Origin of the sequence: Winogradskyella sp. (assembly GCF_028289625.1) — a bacterium.
In the GTDB taxonomy this organism is placed as follows: domain Bacteria; phylum Bacteroidota; class Bacteroidia; order Flavobacteriales; family Flavobacteriaceae; genus Winogradskyella.
Genome location: NZ_JANQOM010000040.1, coordinates 36,807 through 54,812, shown reverse-complemented (window position 1 = coordinate 54,812; position 18,006 = coordinate 36,807). Strand labels below are relative to the sequence as shown.

The 18,006-nt window shown below is 34.5% G+C and carries 15 protein-coding genes; 9 read left to right on the top strand and 6 right to left on the bottom strand.

Going from position 1 to position 18,006, the window contains the following annotated elements; translation table 11 throughout:
- Positions 1 to 58: 58 nt before the first annotated feature.
- The 9 genes from Q0992_RS08890 (at position 59) to miaA (ending at position 9,624) form a co-directional block, all read left to right on the top strand.
- Positions 59 to 1,018 (top strand): Gfo/Idh/MocA family oxidoreductase, encoded by a 960-nt coding sequence (locus tag Q0992_RS08890; RefSeq protein ID WP_299522647.1) that lies wholly within the window; start codon positions 59 to 61, stop codon positions 1,016 to 1,018.
- A gap of 93 nt (positions 1,019 to 1,111) precedes the next feature.
- Positions 1,112 to 1,999: a 3-hydroxybutyryl-CoA dehydrogenase gene (locus tag Q0992_RS08885; RefSeq protein ID WP_299522644.1), complete on the top strand. Its 888-nt coding sequence runs from the start codon at positions 1,112 to 1,114 to the stop codon at positions 1,997 to 1,999.
- A 3-nt stretch (positions 2,000 to 2,002) separates the two neighbouring features.
- Positions 2,003 to 2,650 (top strand): M23 family metallopeptidase, encoded by a 648-nt coding sequence (locus Q0992_RS08880; RefSeq protein WP_299522641.1) that lies wholly within the window; start codon positions 2,003 to 2,005, stop codon positions 2,648 to 2,650.
- Positions 2,651 to 3,889, top strand: coding sequence for a DUF1015 domain-containing protein (locus tag Q0992_RS08875; protein WP_299522638.1), 1,239 nt, complete (start codon positions 2,651 to 2,653; stop codon positions 3,887 to 3,889). It begins immediately after the preceding gene.
- On the top strand, positions 3,879 to 4,541 hold the full coding sequence (locus Q0992_RS08870; protein WP_299522635.1) for a YggS family pyridoxal phosphate-dependent enzyme: 663 nt from the start codon (positions 3,879 to 3,881) through the stop codon (positions 4,539 to 4,541). The genes Q0992_RS08875 and Q0992_RS08870 overlap by 11 nt, the downstream gene beginning before the upstream one ends.
- Positions 4,542 to 4,554: 13 nt before the next feature.
- Positions 4,555 to 5,916 (top strand): exonuclease domain-containing protein, encoded by a 1,362-nt coding sequence (locus Q0992_RS08865; RefSeq protein WP_299522747.1) that lies wholly within the window; start codon positions 4,555 to 4,557, stop codon positions 5,914 to 5,916.
- Positions 5,917 to 5,924: 8 nt separating this feature from the next.
- The gene (locus tag Q0992_RS08860; protein ID WP_299522632.1) at positions 5,925 to 7,871 is read left to right on the top strand and encodes a DUF3857 domain-containing protein; all 1,947 of its coding nucleotides are present in this window, start codon (positions 5,925 to 5,927) and stop codon (positions 7,869 to 7,871) included.
- 24 nt (positions 7,872 to 7,895) lie between these two features.
- On the top strand, positions 7,896 to 8,729 hold the full coding sequence (locus Q0992_RS08855; RefSeq protein WP_299522629.1) for an ion transporter: 834 nt from the start codon (positions 7,896 to 7,898) through the stop codon (positions 8,727 to 8,729).
- The gene (gene miaA, locus Q0992_RS08850; protein WP_299522626.1) at positions 8,722 to 9,624 is read left to right on the top strand and encodes a tRNA (adenosine(37)-N6)-dimethylallyltransferase MiaA; all 903 of its coding nucleotides are present in this window, start codon (positions 8,722 to 8,724) and stop codon (positions 9,622 to 9,624) included. The genes Q0992_RS08855 and miaA overlap by 8 nt, the downstream gene beginning before the upstream one ends.
- Before the next feature lie 39 nt (positions 9,625 to 9,663).
- Here the strand turns inward: miaA and Q0992_RS08845 are convergent, their stop codons facing one another.
- From Q0992_RS08845 to Q0992_RS08820, 6 genes are all read right to left on the bottom strand, one after another.
- The gene (locus Q0992_RS08845) at positions 9,664 to 10,374 is read right to left on the bottom strand and encodes a response regulator transcription factor (RefSeq protein ID WP_111682981.1); all 711 of its coding nucleotides are present in this window, start codon (positions 10,372 to 10,374) and stop codon (positions 9,664 to 9,666) included.
- 9 nt (positions 10,375 to 10,383) lie between these two features.
- Positions 10,384 to 11,955, bottom strand: coding sequence for a sensor histidine kinase KdpD (locus tag Q0992_RS08840; RefSeq protein ID WP_299522623.1), 1,572 nt, complete (start codon positions 11,953 to 11,955; stop codon positions 10,384 to 10,386).
- 67 nt (positions 11,956 to 12,022) lie between these two features.
- Positions 12,023 to 12,616, bottom strand: coding sequence for a dephospho-CoA kinase (gene coaE, locus Q0992_RS08835; protein WP_299522621.1), 594 nt, complete (start codon positions 12,614 to 12,616; stop codon positions 12,023 to 12,025).
- Between the two features lies 1 nt (position 12,617).
- Entirely contained in the window at positions 12,618 to 13,574 is a 957-nt protein-coding gene (locus Q0992_RS08830) for a hypothetical protein (RefSeq protein ID WP_299522617.1), read from the bottom strand.
- Between the two features lie 2 nt (positions 13,575 to 13,576).
- Positions 13,577 to 14,581 (bottom strand): glycosyltransferase, encoded by a 1,005-nt coding sequence (locus Q0992_RS08825; protein ID WP_299522744.1) that lies wholly within the window; start codon positions 14,579 to 14,581, stop codon positions 13,577 to 13,579.
- A 73-nt stretch (positions 14,582 to 14,654) separates the two neighbouring features.
- Positions 14,655 to 17,942 (bottom strand): GEVED domain-containing protein, encoded by a 3,288-nt coding sequence (locus Q0992_RS08820; protein WP_299522614.1) that lies wholly within the window; start codon positions 17,940 to 17,942, stop codon positions 14,655 to 14,657.
- Positions 17,943 to 18,006: the final 64 nt, after the last annotated feature.

Here is an 18,006-nt window from a genome sequence, read left to right as displayed (position 1 = left end):
TAGGTTCTTTTTTAAATTTTTGATGCAAAACGCCTATTTTTGTTAAAAATCGAAAAACATGCTTAAAGCTGGTGTTCTTGGTGCTGGTCACTTGGGAAAAATTCATCTAAGGTTACTCAATCAATCCGATAAGTATGAGCTTGTTGGCTTTTATGATGCAGATACCAAAAATGCAAAACGTGTAGCCGAAGAATTTGGGTACACCTATTTTGATTCCATCGATAATCTAATAGACTCTGTTGATGTTGTAGATATTGTAACTCCTACCCTTTCACATTACGAGTGTGCAAAAAAAGCGATTAGTAAAGGGAAGCATATTTTTATTGAAAAGCCAATTACAAATACTGTTGAAGAAGCTGAGACCATTAGAACATTAGTAGCAGAACATGGAGTTAAAGGACAAGTAGGCCATGTAGAGCGCTTTAATCCTGCTTTCATAGCAGTAAGTGATAAGATTGAAAATCCGATGTTCATAGAAACTCATCGCTTGGCTGAATTTAATCCTCGTGGTACAGATGTACCTGTGGTTTTGGATCTAATGATTCATGATATAGATATTATTCTAAGTGTTGTAAATTCACCCGTAAAACACATTTCTGCTAGTGGTGTTTCTGTGGTAAGTGAAACACCAGATATTGCTAACGCACGCATCGAGTTTAAAAATGGTTGTGTTGCAAACCTCACAGCAAGTCGCATTTCTCTCAAGAATATGCGTAAAACGCGTTTTTTCCAAAAGGATGCCTATATATCTGTTGACTTCTTAGAGAAAAAATGCGAAGTTGTAAAAATGAAGGATGCGCCTGAGAACCCTGGTGATTTTGATATGATTCTTCAAAATGCAGAAGGAGTAAAAAAACAAATCTATTTTGATAATCCAGAAATAGAGAATAATAATGCTATTTTGGATGAACTCGAAACTTTTGCTGATGCTATCAATAACAACACAAAACCTATTGTAACACTGCATGATGGTACAGAAGCTTTGCGAGTGGCAACAATGATTATAAATCAGTTTTAAATTCTTAAAAATTACTGGTCACTGAGGCTCTCGAAGTGACCATAATATTAATGTGATGTGACTTTGAGAGCCTCAGTCACCAAAATAATTAATATGAAAAACGTAGCCGTAATTGGAGCAGGAACCATGGGAAACGGAATTGCCCATACTTTTGCGCAATCTGGATTTAAAGTACAACTTATAGACATTAACGAGATATCCCTTAAAAAAGGTGTGGAAACCATTTCGAGAAACTTAGACCGAATGGTGGCCAAAGAAAAAATTACTGCGGCCGATAAGCAAGCGACTTTAGACAATATCACTTTATTTACAGATATTACCGAAGGTGTTGAATATGCAAGTCTAGTTGTTGAAGCTGCAACCGAAAATGTAGATTTAAAATTAAAAATCTTTAAGCAACTTGATGAGGCTTGTGGAGAGGATACTATTTTGGCAACCAATACATCATCTATTTCTATTACTCAAATCGCTGCCGTAACATCACGACCGGATAAGGTTATTGGGATGCACTTTATGAATCCCGTACCAATTATGAAATTGGTAGAAATCATTAGAGGTTATAGTACAAGTGACGAAGTTACAAACACCATTATGGAATTATCCAAAACTTTAGGTAAGGTTCCTACAGAAGTTAATGATTACCCTGGGTTTGTGGCCAATCGTATTTTGATGCCAATGATTAATGAATCCATTGAAACACTATACAATGGCGTAGCTGGTGTGCAAGAAATCGACACGGTTATGAAATTAGGAATGGCGCATCCAATGGGCCCATTACAATTAGCAGATTTCATAGGATTAGATGTTTGCCTGTCTATATTAAATGTAATGTATGATGGTTTTAAAAATCCAAAGTATGCTCCTTGCCCTCTTCTTGTAAATATGGTAAGAGCAGGAAAGCTAGGTGTAAAATCTGGTGAAGGTTTTTATGATTATTCTGAAAGTAGAAAGGCTGAAAACGTTTCGAAACAGTTTCAATAGTTAATGACTAAAGTTTTCAAATATTTATTCTTTACAATTGTAATTACATCTTGTGAGAACAATAAGGAGGTTAATATTGAAAACATCTCTTCTTCTGAGGAACATGTGGCATTAGAAAGTAACATTGAGATTGATAAAAAGGAAATCGATTATAAATCATTATTCACGGATAATCCTCAATACATTGCAAAAGATTTTGATTTTCCTGTTATAAAACCAAATGCTATGGGTATGGGTTATTTCAACAAACAGAAATTGGGATCTAATAGGCATCTTATAGATGGCTCGAATGGATTTGGTGAAGAAAGCATATATATGGACAAACCTGTATATGCTATAGGAAATGGCTATATAAGTGAAGCAAAAGCGTATGTTAGTAAGTGGGGAAATGTAATAAGAATCGTTCATTTATTGGATGGAAATTTATATGAATCCTTATATGCCCATTGTAACACAATGCTGGTAAAACCAAATCAGTTTATAAAAAAAGGTGAACAAATTGGAACGATTATCACATGTAATAAATTATATCATACCCATTTACATTTTGAAATCAGAGATTCCTTAGATTTGGAAATTGGTAGTGGTTACACAAATGACACCGCCAGATATTTAGAGCCAACAGATTTTATTAGAAAAAACAGAAATTAAATGGCAAAAATAATTCCATTTAAAGCAGTAAAACCCACAAGAGCCATCGTAGGCTTGGTGGCTGCACGTCCCTATCAAAGCTATACCGTTGACGAACGCGAATCTCGTATGGACTACAATCCATACAGTTTTCTTCATGTCGTAAATCCCGGTTATAAGTATTCTCAGGAAGTTACTGGTAATGAACGTTATAAGCTAGTTAGAAATCGTTATTTAGAGTTTAAAGAGGATGGTATTTTTGTTACGGACCAAAAAGCATCATTTTATGTTTATAAAATAGTGAACAGACACAAACAGGTCTTTAGCGGCATTATTGCGGCCACAAGTGCAGAAGACTATGAAAACGACATCATAAAAAAACATGAAGAAACTATAGCCAAACGCGAGCAAACCTTTAAAAACTATCTGCAAACCGTAGGTTTTAATGCAGAGCCTGTGCTACTCACCTATCCTGATAATACCATCATTTCCGATATCATAGAAGATGCTCAAAAGAATCATGCCGAATTTGAGTTTACAATGACCTACAGAGATACACACTACCTCTGGAAAATTGATAATGAAGAAACCATGGCAATTATTCAGGAAGAATTTAAAAAAATGAAAACCATATATATTGCGGATGGTCACCATAGATCAGCTTCATCATTTTTACTTTATAAGGATGAAAAGCAAAAGAATCCCGATCACAATGGTTCGGAATCTTATAACTTTTTCATGTCTTACCTTATCCCAGAATCTGATTTGGTGATACAAGAATTTAGTCGATTAATCAAAGACTTAAATGGTTTAACTAAAGAGGAATTCCTTATCAAACTCGATGCAAATTTTAGAATAAGCAATTGTGGTACAGTACCTTACCACCCTTCTAAACCACATCATTTTAGTATGTATTTAGACGGTGAGTTTTATTCACTTTATTTAAGAAAAGCCAACTACAAATTCGACACAGCACTTGATAAGCTCGACGCCCAACTGCTTTACAAAACTATTTTACAACCGATTTTAGGCATAGACGATTTAAGAAATGATAGCAGAATTGAATATGTGCATGGCAAACACGAAATGATTACCATCAAAACCAGTGTTGACAGTGGCCAATTTAAAGTAGGTTTTGGCATGTGCCCAGCTACGGTACAACAAATGAAGGAAATTGCGGATGAAGGTCTAAAAATGCCACCAAAAAGTACTTATATTTTGCCTAAATTGCGAAGTGGAATTACGATTTATGAGTATTAGTAAAAATCTACTGGAAATAAAATCATCCTTACCTGAACATGTCTCTTTAGTTGCAGTATCAAAGACAAAGCCAGTGAGCAACTTAATGGAAGCCTATAATGCTGGTCAACGGATTTTTGGAGAAAATAAAATCCAGGAGATGGTGGAAAAGCACGAACAAATGCCAAAAGATATTCAATGGCATATGATTGGTCACGTGCAGCGAAATAAGGTTAAATACATGGCTGAATTTGTCAGCCTAATTCACGGTGTAGATAGTCTTAAACTTCTGAGTGAAATAGATAAGCAAGCCAAAAGACATGATAGAATTATTGACTGTTTGCTTCAAATTAAGATTGCTAAAGAAGATAGTAAATTTGGCATGTCTGCCAAAGACGCTTCTGCACTACTCCTATCTGAAGAATTTTCAGAATTAAAAAACATTAACATACTAGGCTTAATGGGAATGGCTACATTTACTGATAATATGAAGCAAATAGAAAATGAATTTAATTTCTTAAAATCAACTTTTGACGAATTAAAAATTCAATGCCCAAAGCTTAAAATTATTTCCATGGGCATGAGCGGAGATTATCAATTAGCCATTGATTGCGGGAGTAATATGATACGTGTAGGAAGTAGTATATTTGGAGCAAGAAACTATATGAACTAAAAAGAACTAAAGTATTTACGCAATATTAGACATAGAAACTACTGGCGGCAAATACAATGAAGAAGGTATCACTGAAATTGCCATTTATCGATTTGATGGTCACAAGGTCACAGACCAGTTTATTTCCTTAATTAATCCTGAGCGCGAAATTCAACCTTTCGTGGTAAATCTTACAGGGATTAATTCTAACATGCTTAGAAACGCACCTAAATTCTATGAAGTTGCCAAACGTATCGTAGAAATTACTGAAGATTGTATTCTAGTAGCACACAATGCAGATTTTGATTATCGGATTTTAAAAACTGAATTTAAACGCTTAGGTTTTGCCTTTAAACGCAAAACCCTTTGTACCGTAGAATTATCTCAAGAACTTATACCAGAAATGGAGTCTTATAGTCTGGGTAAATTGACTAGAGCCCTTGGCATTCCTGTAAGCGAAAGACATCGAGCCAATGGTGACGCCATGGCAACCGTAAAGTTATTCAAGACCTTGTTGAGCAAGGATAGTGATAAAAAGATTATTAAAGATGCTGTAAAAGTTGAGAAAAAATCGAAGGTGGCATCTAATCTTAAAGATATCATTGAAGAGTTACCAAGTGATACTGGAGTGTATTACATTCATGATGAAAATGGTAATATTATTTACATTGGTAAGAGCAATAATATAAGAAAACGTATAACACAACATTTTACGAATAGAAATTCAAAGTCAAAGAAGATTCAAGTTCAAGTCGCAGCGGTCACCTACGAGAAAACAGGTAGCGAACTTATCGCACTTTTAAAGGAGAATGAAGAAATAAAAACAAATAAACCTGTTCTAAATAGAGCTCTAAAACGCAATCAATTCTCTCAAGGGCTATACAGCTTTATAGATGATGATGGTTACATTAATCTTCGTATAAGCCAAATAAAAAAAGGCGAAAAGCCCATTACTACATTTACAAATAGAAAAAGTGCTGTTTCATTTCTGAGCAGAATGGTTGAAACCTACGAACTCTGCACTAAATTATGTGGTTTGGAAAAATCAGAAACGAGCTGTTTTAATTACGAAATCGAAAACTGCAATGGCGCATGCATCAATAAAGAAGCGCCTAAAACCTATAATGAACGTACCATGGCCGTCATTGAAAAAAACTCATATAACAATAAAGATATGATTCTTATTGATAGAGGAAGAGATATTGACGAGAGAAGTGTTATTCTCATAGAAGATGGTATCTTTAAAGGTATTGGTTTTTTTGATTTAAACTATCAGATTAATAATCGAGACATCTTGGAATCACTCATAACTCCAATGGAGAACAACAGAGACACCCAGCATATTATTCAAAGTTATATGCGAAAGAACAAAAGACTGAAAATCATTCAACTATAAGCCTAATTATGAAATTAAACTTTGTATCAATCCTTCTTATTATTAGTGCATTTTGTTTTGGCCAGAGTTACAACGTTGACATGCAGGTTTTAAGACCTGATTTATTGCTTAATACTTACAAAAAAGATTCTACTGCCAATGCACTAGTAATTTACGATTACGGAAATAGCTATATCGACAGAAAAACGTTTAAGTTAGTATTTCAACTAAAGCAAAAAATTAAAATATTAAAGGCTGAAGGCATTGAACGTGGTGAATTTGAAGTTAGACTCTATAAAGGAAAATCTTCAAAAGAATCTATAAAGAATATTAAAGGTGCAACTTATAATCTCGTTGATGGTGACATGGAAAGAACCAAGCTAACAAAAAGTGGTATTTTTGAAGAAGATAATAAAGACTATACATTAGTTAAGATTGTACTACCGAAAGTTAAAGTAGGCAGTGTCATAACCATTAGTTACGAGACCGAATCACGATTTATTTCGAAATATCAACCATGGTATTTTCAAGGTCCAGATCCAGTACTATATAGTGAATATAATACTAGTATACCCGCAAACTATGAATACCATACAAAACTAGTGGGTAGTATTCCTTTAGAGACTAATGAATCTTGGTTAGAGAAGAACTGTTTGGAGGTTGGAGGAGGTGGAAGTGCCGATTGTTCTATGTCAAAATATGTAATGAAAAATATTCCTGCATATAAAGCTGAGGCCTTTACAACAACTCCGCTAAACTACATGTCGAGAATTGAGTATGAGCTCAGTGTAGTACGTGGTTTTGATGGTAGTGTTGACAGGATTACTAACACATGGGAATATACAGACCAGGAGTTAAAAAATGATTCTGATTTCGGCCGACAAATCAATAAAAAAAGCCTTGTTAAAAAAGTATTACCAGCAGAAATAAGTAACATTGAAAACCCACTTGATAAGACGAAAGCGATATATAATTATGTTTTAGATAATTACAGATGGGATAAAAAATACGGTCGATTTGAAGTTTCGGTAAAGGATTTGTTAAACAATAAAGTAGGTAACGCTTTTGAAATTAATCTGTTGTTACTTAATCTACTGTTTAATGAGAATTATGAGGTTTACCCTATTCTATTGTCTACTAGAGAACGTGGTCTAGCTACTAAATTATATCCTATACTTACTGAATTTAATTATGTAATTGTCAGCGTGAATGTTAACGGGACTAATTATTTACTAGATGCCACTAATCCATATTTATCTTTTGGTGAACTTCCTTACAGATGCCTCAACCAATATGGTAGACTTATTGATTTTAAAGATGGGAGTTATTGGGTAGATATTGACCCTAAAAAATATTCTGTAAGACAACATAGGGTTCAACTCAATACTTTTGACGAAACATCTATTTCTGGCGAATTGGAGAGTAATTTTTCAGGCTATCATTCACATTTGTTAAAGCGTAGATTTGATGAAAATGTCCAAGACTACAAAAAAATCAAAGCTGAGAATTACACTAATTTTGAAATCGATAATCTTGAAGTCATCGATTTTGATAAAAAAGATTTCAGTCTTAAAGAACATATCAATTTTACATTTGAACCTGAATTTATTGGTAATAAAATCTATCTCAATCCTTTTCTAATAACATTTTTTGAAGAAAACCCGTTTAAACTACAAGAGCGAACTTATCCTATCGACTTCGGATATAGGGATTCATATTTATATGTTATGAGCATTGATCTTGGAAATAATCTAAAAATCCTTGAGATACCTCAATCTCTAAACTATGCATTACCTGATAAGGCTGGTTCGTTTGTCAGTAATTTTGAAGTAAAGGACAATAAATTATCACTATACTTTAAGGTTAAATTCGATAAAGCCATTTACGAATCGGGATACTATGCTTATTTAAAGACATTTATGGATAAGGTGGTAGAAACTCAAAAGAACAGCATAATTGTATTAGAAAAACAATAAGCCTACTTTTTGTATTTTTAGCATATGGAACCCACAACCAAACATACTTGGCGAACTAGACTCCATGAGATAATATATGAAGCAGACACACCTGCGGGAAAGTTGTTTGATGTTGTTTTACTAATTGCCATTCTAGCAAGTATCATTTTAGTTATGCTGGAAAGTGTAAAAAGTTTTGATGAAAAATTTCATAATTTTCTAAATATCTCAGAATGGGTTATTACGATACTTTTCTCAATAGAATACATTGCAAGAATTGTTTCAGTAAAAAAACCTATCAAATATATTACCAGCTTTTATGGTGTTATCGACTTGTTGTCAACCATTCCTAAATATTTGTCCTTAATATTTGTTGGTACACATTCGCTTGTAGCTTTAAGGGCCTTAAGACTATTGCGGGTTTTTAGGATTCTAAAACTAACACGCTATATAGGCGCATCTACTAACTTCATTAGAGCTTTAAAAACGAGCCGTGCTAAAATTGGTGTTTTCTTGTTATTCGTGATTATATTGTGCGTTATACTTGGTACAGTAATGTATTTGGTAGAAAGTGAAGAAGGTAGTGGCTTTTCTAGTATACCCAGAAGTGTATATTGGGCCATAGTTACATTAACGACTGTCGGTTATGGAGATATAGCACCGGCAACACCTCTTGGTCAATTAATAGCATCCTTAATCATGATTATGGGTTATGCTATTATTGCGGTTCCTACCGGAATTGTATCATCAGAAATGACCAAGTTTAATAAGCGTAACGTACATACAAATACACAATGCTGTTCAAACTGCCTAGCCGAAAATCATCGTGATGATGCAGAATTCTGCTACAATTGTGGACACAAGTTGCATTATGACTAAAATACTGATTTCCATAGTAGGACCTACAGCTATTGGCAAAACAGCATTAAGTATAAAATTAGCCCAATATTTTAATACAGAAATTATATCCTCAGATTCAAGGCAGTTTTATAAAGAAATGTATATTGGAACTGCCGTACCTTCACCTGAAGAATTAAAAGCTACTAAACATCATTTTATACAGCACAAATCCGTTGAAGAGGATTATACAGTAGGAGATTTTGAAAGGGATGCTATAGAGGCTATTGAAGGTATTCACAAAAACAATCCTTCCGCTATTATGGTTGGAGGGTCTGGTTTATATGTTAAAGCGGTAACCAAAGGGCTGGATAATTTTCCCGAGGTAGACAAAACGATTAGGCACCAACTTAATAAAGAACTTAAATCCCTTGGTATTCAATCGTTACAGGATAAGTTAATGGTATTGGACCCGATAGCTTTCGAAACCATTGCCATAGATAATCCACAACGTGTTGTTAGAGCTCTAGAAATTTGCATAGGTACCAATAAACCTTATTCTTCGTTTTTAACAAACCCAGAAAAAAAGCGTCCTTTTAAAACCATTTTGGTAGGATTGGATGCTGATCGCTCCATCATCTACGATAGAATCAATCAGCGTGTCGATATAATGATAGAAGATGGGCTAATAAAAGAGGCTGAAAACTTATTTCCGCTTAGACATCTTAATGCATTGAACACAGTAGGCTATAAAGAATTATTTCAATATCTTAAAGGGCATTATACTCTAGACTTTGCCATTTCAGAAATAAAGAAAAATACAAGACGATTTGCCAAACGTCAACTCACCTGGTTCAGAAAAGATGTTGGTATTAAATGGTTTGATTATAAAACCAATACCAAAGACATCATAAATTATATTGAAAATCAGTTATAAAAAAATCCGGCACTTGGCCGGATAGATATATATTTAGAATTAACTGTCTTTATTGATGACCAACCTAAATCCCTCACCATGAATATTTAAAATTTCTACTTTAGGGTCTGGTTTTAGATATTTACGAAGTTTTGCAATGTATACATCCATACTTCTAGATGTAAAATAATTGTCATCTCTCCATATTTTGGTCAGTGCTAATTCTCTTGGCATTAAATCATTTTCGTGCAGTGCTAGTAAACGCAACAATTCATTTTCTTTTGGCGAAAGCTTTGTCGGTTCGCCACCATCAAATTTTAGAAAACGAAGCTTAGAATTCAAATCAAAACGTCCAATCTTAAACTCAAATTGTTTGCTGTCTGCGACGGAGTCAGTTGCTTTGCGTTGCATAATCGCCTTAATCTTCATGAGTAAAACCTCACTATCAAAAGGCTTATTAAGATAATCGTCTGCACCTACTTTGTATCCTTTTAATACATCTTCTTTCATAGCTTTTGCCGTTAAAAATATGATAGGCACATCCGTGTTCTTTTCGCGGATTTCCTTAGCTAATGTGAATCCGTCTTTATAAGGCATCATTACATCTAAAATGCATAGATCGTAATCATCTTTTTTGAACTTTTCAAAACCCTCCATTCCGTTTTTGGCATGGACAACGTCGTAATCGTTCATCATTAAATAGTCTTTTAGAACAGTTCCAAAATTTGGATCGTCTTCAACCAAAAGAATTTTCTTGTTTTGTTCTTCCATAATTCGTTTTTATGATATTAATGGCAACTTTATAATAAAAGTACTGCCCTTTCCTTTTTCACTTTCTACTGATACATGACCTTGATGATCATCCACTATTCGTTTAACATAAGCTAACCCTAGTCCATGTCCTTTTACATTATGTACATTACCTGTATGTTCTCTGTAAAATTTCTCGAACACACGCTTAGCAACTTGCTTAGACATACCATTACCTTGATCGGCTATCTTCAAGATGATGTTATTACCGATATTTTCGGTATAAACATCAATTTTAGGGGCATCATCTGAATACTTAATAGCATTATCTAAAATATTGACTATTACATTCGTAAAATGTGTTTCATTAGCCAAAACTGATGACTTTGCAGCTTCCAAATGTGTCTTCACATAACCTTTTCTATCTTCTACAATTAACGCTACATGATCAACAGCATTACCAATTAAGTCGTGCAATTTTAAGCGTTCCTTACTGATATTGAGTTCGTTTTTCTCTAACTTGGATATTCTCAGTACATTTTCTACTTGTGCATGCATACGCTTATTTTCATCCTTAATCATACCCAAATAGCGTTTTACTTTATCTTGATCAGCAATAATCTTAGGGTTTTTTATCGCATCCAAAGCTAGGTTTATAGTGGCGATTGGTGTTTTAAACTCATGGGTCATATTATTAATAAAATCCGTCTTTATCTGCGATATTTGACGTTGTTTTATTAACTGATAGATCGCACTGGAATAAGCTACTATAATAACACTTGTAAACAATATTGACAATAGTATCATCCATAGTATTGATGACAGTAAAAACTTTTTTCTATCAGGGAAATCTACCCAAAGCCTATAATTGCTTTCATTATTATTATCCAAAAAAATTGGAACGCCAATATAAGCACCACTCTTGTCGAAGTTTCTTGTATGTACTTTAGTAGCTAAATCATCATCATATATAGCAAACTCAAAATCTAATTCTATACCCTCATCCTTGAGTTGTCGTCTTAGTAAAGTCTCGACCTGGTGGGACGTAACTCTTTTGTAGATCGGAACATCTCTGAGCAAAGTTTTATATGAATCTTTATAGATTTGTTTTCCTATTTCTGGTAGATTAGAATACTCTACTAAGGTTTTGGTTGGCTTTATAGCCAAACCGCCATCTATTGTAGACCTTTCGTAATAATTCGTAGTGCGCTCGCTAGTAAAATTACTTACATCTATGCTGTCTGCATCAATTTCAAAGAACAATGAAGGCGGCACTTTAAACCGTTCTTCCAATACAGTATTACGATGTATGATGGTTTGATCATTTATATCGTCTTCTGTAGTAATGTAAAGCTGTCTTATGATTGTAGAATCCGGCTCCTTATTTTCTGCTAAATAAGGCTGAATTAAACCATAAAATCTTTTTATCTCATAATCTTGTATATCTCTTGATACAAAACTTAGAGCTATTGTAACGCTTCGGGTAAAATTCTTTTCCTCATTCTCTAAACTATTATTAATAAAAAATGATTGCACAAAGATGATTCCAATGAGCGATAAACTCATTAAAACCACCAATAAGATGAATAGTCTTTTACCCATCGACCAAATTTAACATTTTAACATTTAGCATAAATTATGTTTAACCTTACATTAACAAACGGAATGACTAAGATTGTAATGTTTTTTTGAGTATGGCTTGATGTATTTCTAGTGCCTGTTTTTCTGAAGTTTCTAAGTCATTATTCTCTATAACGAAATCTGATTTTTTAATCTTTTCGTTATCAGAAAGTTGGTTTCTTATTATGGATTTAACTTTTTCAGCCGATACATTATCGCGTTTCATAACACGTTCTATCCTCAAATCCTCATTAGTGACTACAGTGATGGTATAATCATATTGATATTCTAAATCATTTTCAAAAATGATGGCAGCCTCTTTAATTACATAAGGGGCATCCTGTTTTTTTAACCAACGCTTAAAATGCGATGCTACCCTGGGATGTACAATAGCATTCATCTTAGATAAAAGCGATTTGTCGCTAAAAATTTTAGTGGCCAAATATTCCCTGTTTAATGCACCATTTTTATAGGCTGATTGACCGAAAAGTTGAATTAGTTTTCGTCTTACAACTTTAGAGCGATTCATCAAGGCCTTGGCCTCTTTATCGGCGATATAAATAGGTATACCATAAGATTCAAAGTACTTACTAATTGTGGTTTTACCACTACCTATTCCACCTGTAAGACCAACTATTACCATGTTATAATTTTATAAAATCTACACGCTTTTGTTTAATATTTACACGCTTAATAAAGTTAGGACTTTTTGTGATTTTTGGTAAAAAAAAGGTTTGGTCTTCATCAATTTGATTAAAATTACATTCTACCTCAAAATCATTAGTAGAAATTGAGCTATAACTATCCAAATCCACATAATACGAAATCGTAACAGTTTTGGGGAAATAATTAATTGTAATATTATTTGGCTTGCCAGTTATGGTTACAGGCACTTCAATGGTCCCTTCAGTAAAACGCTTTACATCTGCTTTAACATTGACCACTTTAGGAAATACATCAATATCATCAATAGCTTCTATTTCAATGTCTTCATCTATAAAACTATTAACTTTACTTAGTTTTAATTCTTTGGTTGAGATAGTGTTCACATTTTCAATCTTATCCTGTGCACCGACAATTTTAACACTATCTACGCTAAACGTAAACCCACCTTTTATATCAAACCCTGTAGCGTATTCAATATTTGCATCCAAATCCACAGGAATATATTTCGAAGCCCTTTTAGAATATGGTAATATTAGCGTATCTGGACTAATGGATAATACATTATAAGATGACCCCAATTGTCCCTCGATTAGAAATCTATTTTTCTGTACATCAAATAGATAATGAGAGGGTTTAGTAACCATATCGGTCTTTGAACTTAAAACAATTGTTTTATACTTATTAAAAATATAAGGTACTAAGGCAAAACCCTTAGCTTCTACTAAAACGTCAATAACATTTGAAGAGTCTTGTTGAAGAATTACTTCTTCTTCAGTATCAGTCAAATTGACCTTAAGTTTTATTAGCTGCTTATAATCATTAGAAAGCTTAGAAATAATTAAGAAAATAAAGGCAATAGAAATAAATATGCTAAAACGCTTTACATCGCGCTTTTTCAGAATACTAAATATGTTCGACTTACTTCTTGAACCCATACTTATTTAAAAAATAAATTAGGAAACGCCTCTTTTGGTTTTTTTCTCAAAACCGAAAGGGCAAATGTAGATTTAAGAAAACCGTAACCATAACCTAAAAATTGTATTATAATAGCCAATATAGACTGTGTGGCTACAATAATGCTCTTAGTAGATATTAATGCCAGGATAAATGCTAAAACAAGATAAAAAAGATATATATACAAAGGAAGTCTAATATCAAAAATCAAAAGTAATATAGAAATCAATAACCCTAATAAAAATAATGTTGGAAACCAATACACTATACTTTTAGAATTAGGATGCCACTCGTTAAGAATGGGTCTTACCAAACCAAATTTATGCACCTGGTTATAAAATTTAGACCAAGATATTCGACGTTTATGGTATACATAAGCATTTGCTATTAACGTTGTCTTATAACCCATTTTTTTCAATCGTAATGACAAATCAGGGTCTTCTCCTGGATGTATCTTGCCAAACCCTCCAGAGTCCATAAATGCTTTTTTAGATAAACCCATATTAAAGCTTCGAGGTTGAAAATTTTCTAATTGTTGCTTTCCACCTCTTATACCACCAGTAGTTATAAAAGAAGTCATGGCAAAATTAATAGCCTTCTGAAGATTAGAAAATGACTTATGTGCAGCATCAGGCCCACCAAAACAATCGTAATAGTTAGTCGCTAAAAAAGTATTTACTTCCAATAAATAGTTAGAAGGCAAAATAACATCGGAATCCAATATGATAAAATAATCCCCTTTTGCTTTTTGCATACCAAAATTTCTGGAGTCACCTGGCCCAGAGTTCTCTTTAAAATAATATGATATGTTTAATTTAGAACCAAAACTATTTGCAATTGCTTCTGAAGTATCTGTAGACCCATCCTCTACGATAACAATTTCAAACTCGAGATTACCTTCTAGCTTCACAAAACTGTCTAGAAGTTCCCTGATTTCGCCAGGCCTATTAAACACAGGTATAATAAAAGAGAAGTCTAATGTCGCCATAGCTGCAAATGTAACCAAAGAAAATACAAAAGCCACCTTAAAGGTGGCTTTTGGCAATTTATAAGCGTTTAGTTTATTGTTTTATTACTCTAACTGTTTTTGTAGTGTCAGCTATGGTAACTTTTACAAAATAAGTACCATTTTGTAAGCTAGACATATCTAGTACGCTATCTACATTATTAGGTGTAGCTCTCAATACTTCCTGCCCTAGCATGTTATACATGGTCACATTCTCAATAGTATTTTGTGCATTAAGTGTTAATGTATTTTTAACTGGGTTCGGATAATACGTAAATGCAGATTCATTATCTAAATCACCTGTACTTAGAGTAGCACTGTATGCAGATATTGAGAAAGGCTCTGATTCATCACCATCATATTCCCATACTCTAATATATATTGTCTCTCCAGGTGTAAGCCCTGAAAGCTCTAACAATGAATAGTTATCAGCAAAACCAGGAACACCATCATCGTCACAATCGATAGATGTTAAGGCCCCACAAGTACCTGAAAAGGCTTCAATTACAGAATCAAAACCTGTACCACCACCTGAAGTATCTCCTATTTCGATGGTAATATCACCACTAGCAGGAACAACAACTGAATACCATACACCTGGGCCAGGTTCACCACAAGTGTCTACATCCTCGGCATCAGCAGTAGCAAAGGCTACCGTCCCATCAATAGGATTATCATCAAAAATAGCTCCTGGTGTAAGTGCAATTGCACCAGAGCAATCATCATTCGCAGGAGGTGGAGGGTCAGTCACGGTTAAAACACCAGATGCAAAACCACCAGTACCCCATTCACCACCATTGGAACCATCGGGTAAAATACCGCCATAAGTGAAAGGCCCACTGTTAAGCCTCCATCTGCTTGCATAATAATAGGTGCCCGCACCTACTTCAGCTCCAAGATCTAAGAAATATTCATCGTTATTTTGTGTAAAATCAAAACCAGGATTAGTGGCAGCAGCTACCCAAGTCCAGTCAGCATCCGTATCTGGGCTTGAATCTACTGTGCTGTAACCTATCCAAGCTTCAACACCTGTTGCAGGCATATCCGAGGCATCGGTAAGACCCGATTCAAAGGCCTGTGCAAATACCAAAAACTCATCACCTGTTTCAATATTACCTGTTGCTGGAAATTGAAGATTGAAAAAATCAAATGTATCTGTTGGAGCATCGGTTACAGTTAGTGTATAATCTTCCGTTTCTCCTCTTTCAAAATTATAAGCACAAGCATCGTCATCTGGATTAGAATCATTAAAATCTATCATTATACGCATTCTATAATCTCCATTAGCTGCACTACCTGGAACAGTAATCGTGCCCGTAAAAGGTCCACTTCCAAAAGCTGTTGTATTATACACAACTTCTGTAGAAGGATCAAATACGAAATCATTGTTCCAATCAACCCAAATCGCACAACCAACCGTTCCACCTTCAATTTCAACTGAAAAATCAAAAGTACCATTTGCAAAGCTTGTAACAGAATTAGTTGCTGTAAAGTCGCCATAACGATCCATCGATAGACCAGTATCTGTATTAGATATATCCGATAGTGCACCTGTTGTTGTTACATCATCTATCAATGTAGTAGTATTGGTACTAGTTGAAGGTGGAATACAGTAACAAGTGTCCATTGCCGTAGTGAAGTCACCTTCAGTACAACCAGCAGAACTTCCAAAACTATTATATGCAGTAATAGTATAATAATACGTTGTATTTGCTGTACCCTCAAATGTATAATTGGTTACATCACCTAGGTCCGTGTTATCTTCTACATCATTTCCACCTGGTGTTGTACCTAGAGTAATGTTATAACCATCTGCACCGGTACTAGCCATCCAAGATATATCGTTTACAAAATTACCGCAACTTGCATCAGGAGTTCCTACTACATTTGCAGGACAGTCTGGTGCGGCGGTAGGTGCTTCTCTAACAGTAAATTGACTTACATGAAAATAGATGTCCTCATCATCATTTACAGGACCATCACTCCCGTAAAAGGCAAATTGCACATTACCGGTGACGGCAGATAAATCATAGGTTATTTGTTCGCCTACATCCGTAGGTACGTCTCCCTGTTCCCAAGATTGCATCGTAGTCCAATTAGCCCCACCATCAGTAGTCATTAATAATGCTACTAAATCATCGGAGCCTAAATCTGCTCCAGATCCACTAGTAGTAGATTCCGTTAAAGCCACATAAACAACAAGCTCAGGTACTGTGGCTGAAGATAAGTCAAATTCTGGAGAAATAATCCAGTCTTCTCTATTGTCAAAAAACAAATTAATTACGTTACTAGGTGTGCCATTATGATTACTCGCAAACCAAAGACCACTACCAAAGTCACCAGGTCCGGTTGCTGGAGTACCACTACCAGCCTCTTCCCAACAGTCAGGGACATTCGTACTCATATCTGCACTATAATCTGGTGTAAACACTAGACATTCCGTTGCAAAAGCAAAAGGACCTACCCATTCGCTAGTATCGCCTCCACAAATGGCTTGTACGTAAAATTCATAATTAGTATTTGATGTTAAACCCATTTGCATGTAAGGATTTGTTACACCTGTTTCAGTAGGTGTTCCTGTAGAAGTTCCTGGAGGATTAGCATCTACATCTACAACTTCTATATTCCAAGTTGTAGCAGAACCTGTTTCTGTCCAACCTAAAAGAGCACTATCTGTACTAATACTTGTTGCTGTTAAGTTTGAAGGAAAAGGACAAGCAGGCGCGTTCCATTCTACACAAGATATCCCTGCAAGAGAAGATTCTAATGAGTAAGTATAAGTACCATTAGCACCAATTACATGAACACCTGCTGTTATACCATCATCAAAAGTAGGATCATCAAAAATCAAATCTTCATAAATAAATCTAATTTCATTAGTTGTTTCATACAAAAGTAATTGAAACGTACCACCTCCTGTAGTTTGACCAAATGTAGCGGCGTCATAATGCGGTCTATCATTCCATTGTACTACTAAAATACGGTTCGGAGCTGATCCTATTTCTTCCCAGTATACAGCACCAAAATCATCACCTATATCCGTAGCTAAAGGATAAAAACCTTGGGCTGTTGGGCTCGATGTTGTAGTTACATCACCTGTAGTTGCATTAAACAATACACCACCATTATTACCGACACGTAAATCTGATGATGATACACCGTCTAATTCAAAAGCAAAAGATAAAGTAATGTTGGCCTCACTTTCATCAGTCAAAGCTAAATCTGTGCCAGTGCCACTAATATCTGTAAAACTTGTAGTACAAGTATCATCAGGAACAAGTTGCGCATGGCCTTGCCAGCAAAAAATCGACATAACAAGACATAAAAACGTAATTTTTTTCATAAAAGCATATGTTAAAGTTAGTAATTCATTAAAAATATGTTAATTATTTATCATCAATCTTGCA

Bases quoted from the DNA above. Each gene is read 5' to 3' on its own strand.
- Q0992_RS08890 (WP_299522647.1), top strand. From the start codon at position 59: ATGCTTAAAGCTGGTGTTCTTGGTGCTGGTCACTTGGGAAAAATTCAT.
- Q0992_RS08885 (WP_299522644.1), top strand. From the start codon at position 1,112: ATGAAAAACGTAGCCGTAATTGGAGCAGGAACCATGGGAAACGGAATT.
- Q0992_RS08880 (WP_299522641.1), top strand. From the start codon at position 2,003: ATGACTAAAGTTTTCAAATATTTATTCTTTACAATTGTAATTACATCT.
- Q0992_RS08875 (WP_299522638.1), top strand. From the start codon at position 2,651: ATGGCAAAAATAATTCCATTTAAAGCAGTAAAACCCACAAGAGCCATC.
- Q0992_RS08870 (WP_299522635.1), top strand. From the start codon at position 3,879: ATGAGTATTAGTAAAAATCTACTGGAAATAAAATCATCCTTACCTGAA.
- Q0992_RS08860 (WP_299522632.1), top strand. From the start codon at position 5,925: ATGAAATTAAACTTTGTATCAATCCTTCTTATTATTAGTGCATTTTGT.
- Q0992_RS08855 (WP_299522629.1), top strand. From the start codon at position 7,896: ATGGAACCCACAACCAAACATACTTGGCGAACTAGACTCCATGAGATA.
- miaA (WP_299522626.1), top strand. From the start codon at position 8,722: ATGACTAAAATACTGATTTCCATAGTAGGACCTACAGCTATTGGCAAA.
- Q0992_RS08845 (WP_111682981.1), bottom strand. From the start codon at position 10,374: ATGGAAGAACAAAACAAGAAAATTCTTTTGGTTGAAGACGATCCAAAT.
- Q0992_RS08840 (WP_299522623.1), bottom strand. From the start codon at position 11,955: ATGGGTAAAAGACTATTCATCTTATTGGTGGTTTTAATGAGTTTATCG.
- coaE (WP_299522621.1), bottom strand. From the start codon at position 12,616: ATGGTAATAGTTGGTCTTACAGGTGGAATAGGTAGTGGTAAAACCACA.
- Q0992_RS08830 (WP_299522617.1), bottom strand. From the start codon at position 13,574: ATGGGTTCAAGAAGTAAGTCGAACATATTTAGTATTCTGAAAAAGCGC.
- Q0992_RS08825 (WP_299522744.1), bottom strand. From the start codon at position 14,581: ATGGCGACATTAGACTTCTCTTTTATTATACCTGTGTTTAATAGGCCT.
- Q0992_RS08820 (WP_299522614.1), bottom strand. From the start codon at position 17,942: ATGAAAAAAATTACGTTTTTATGTCTTGTTATGTCGATTTTTTGCTGG.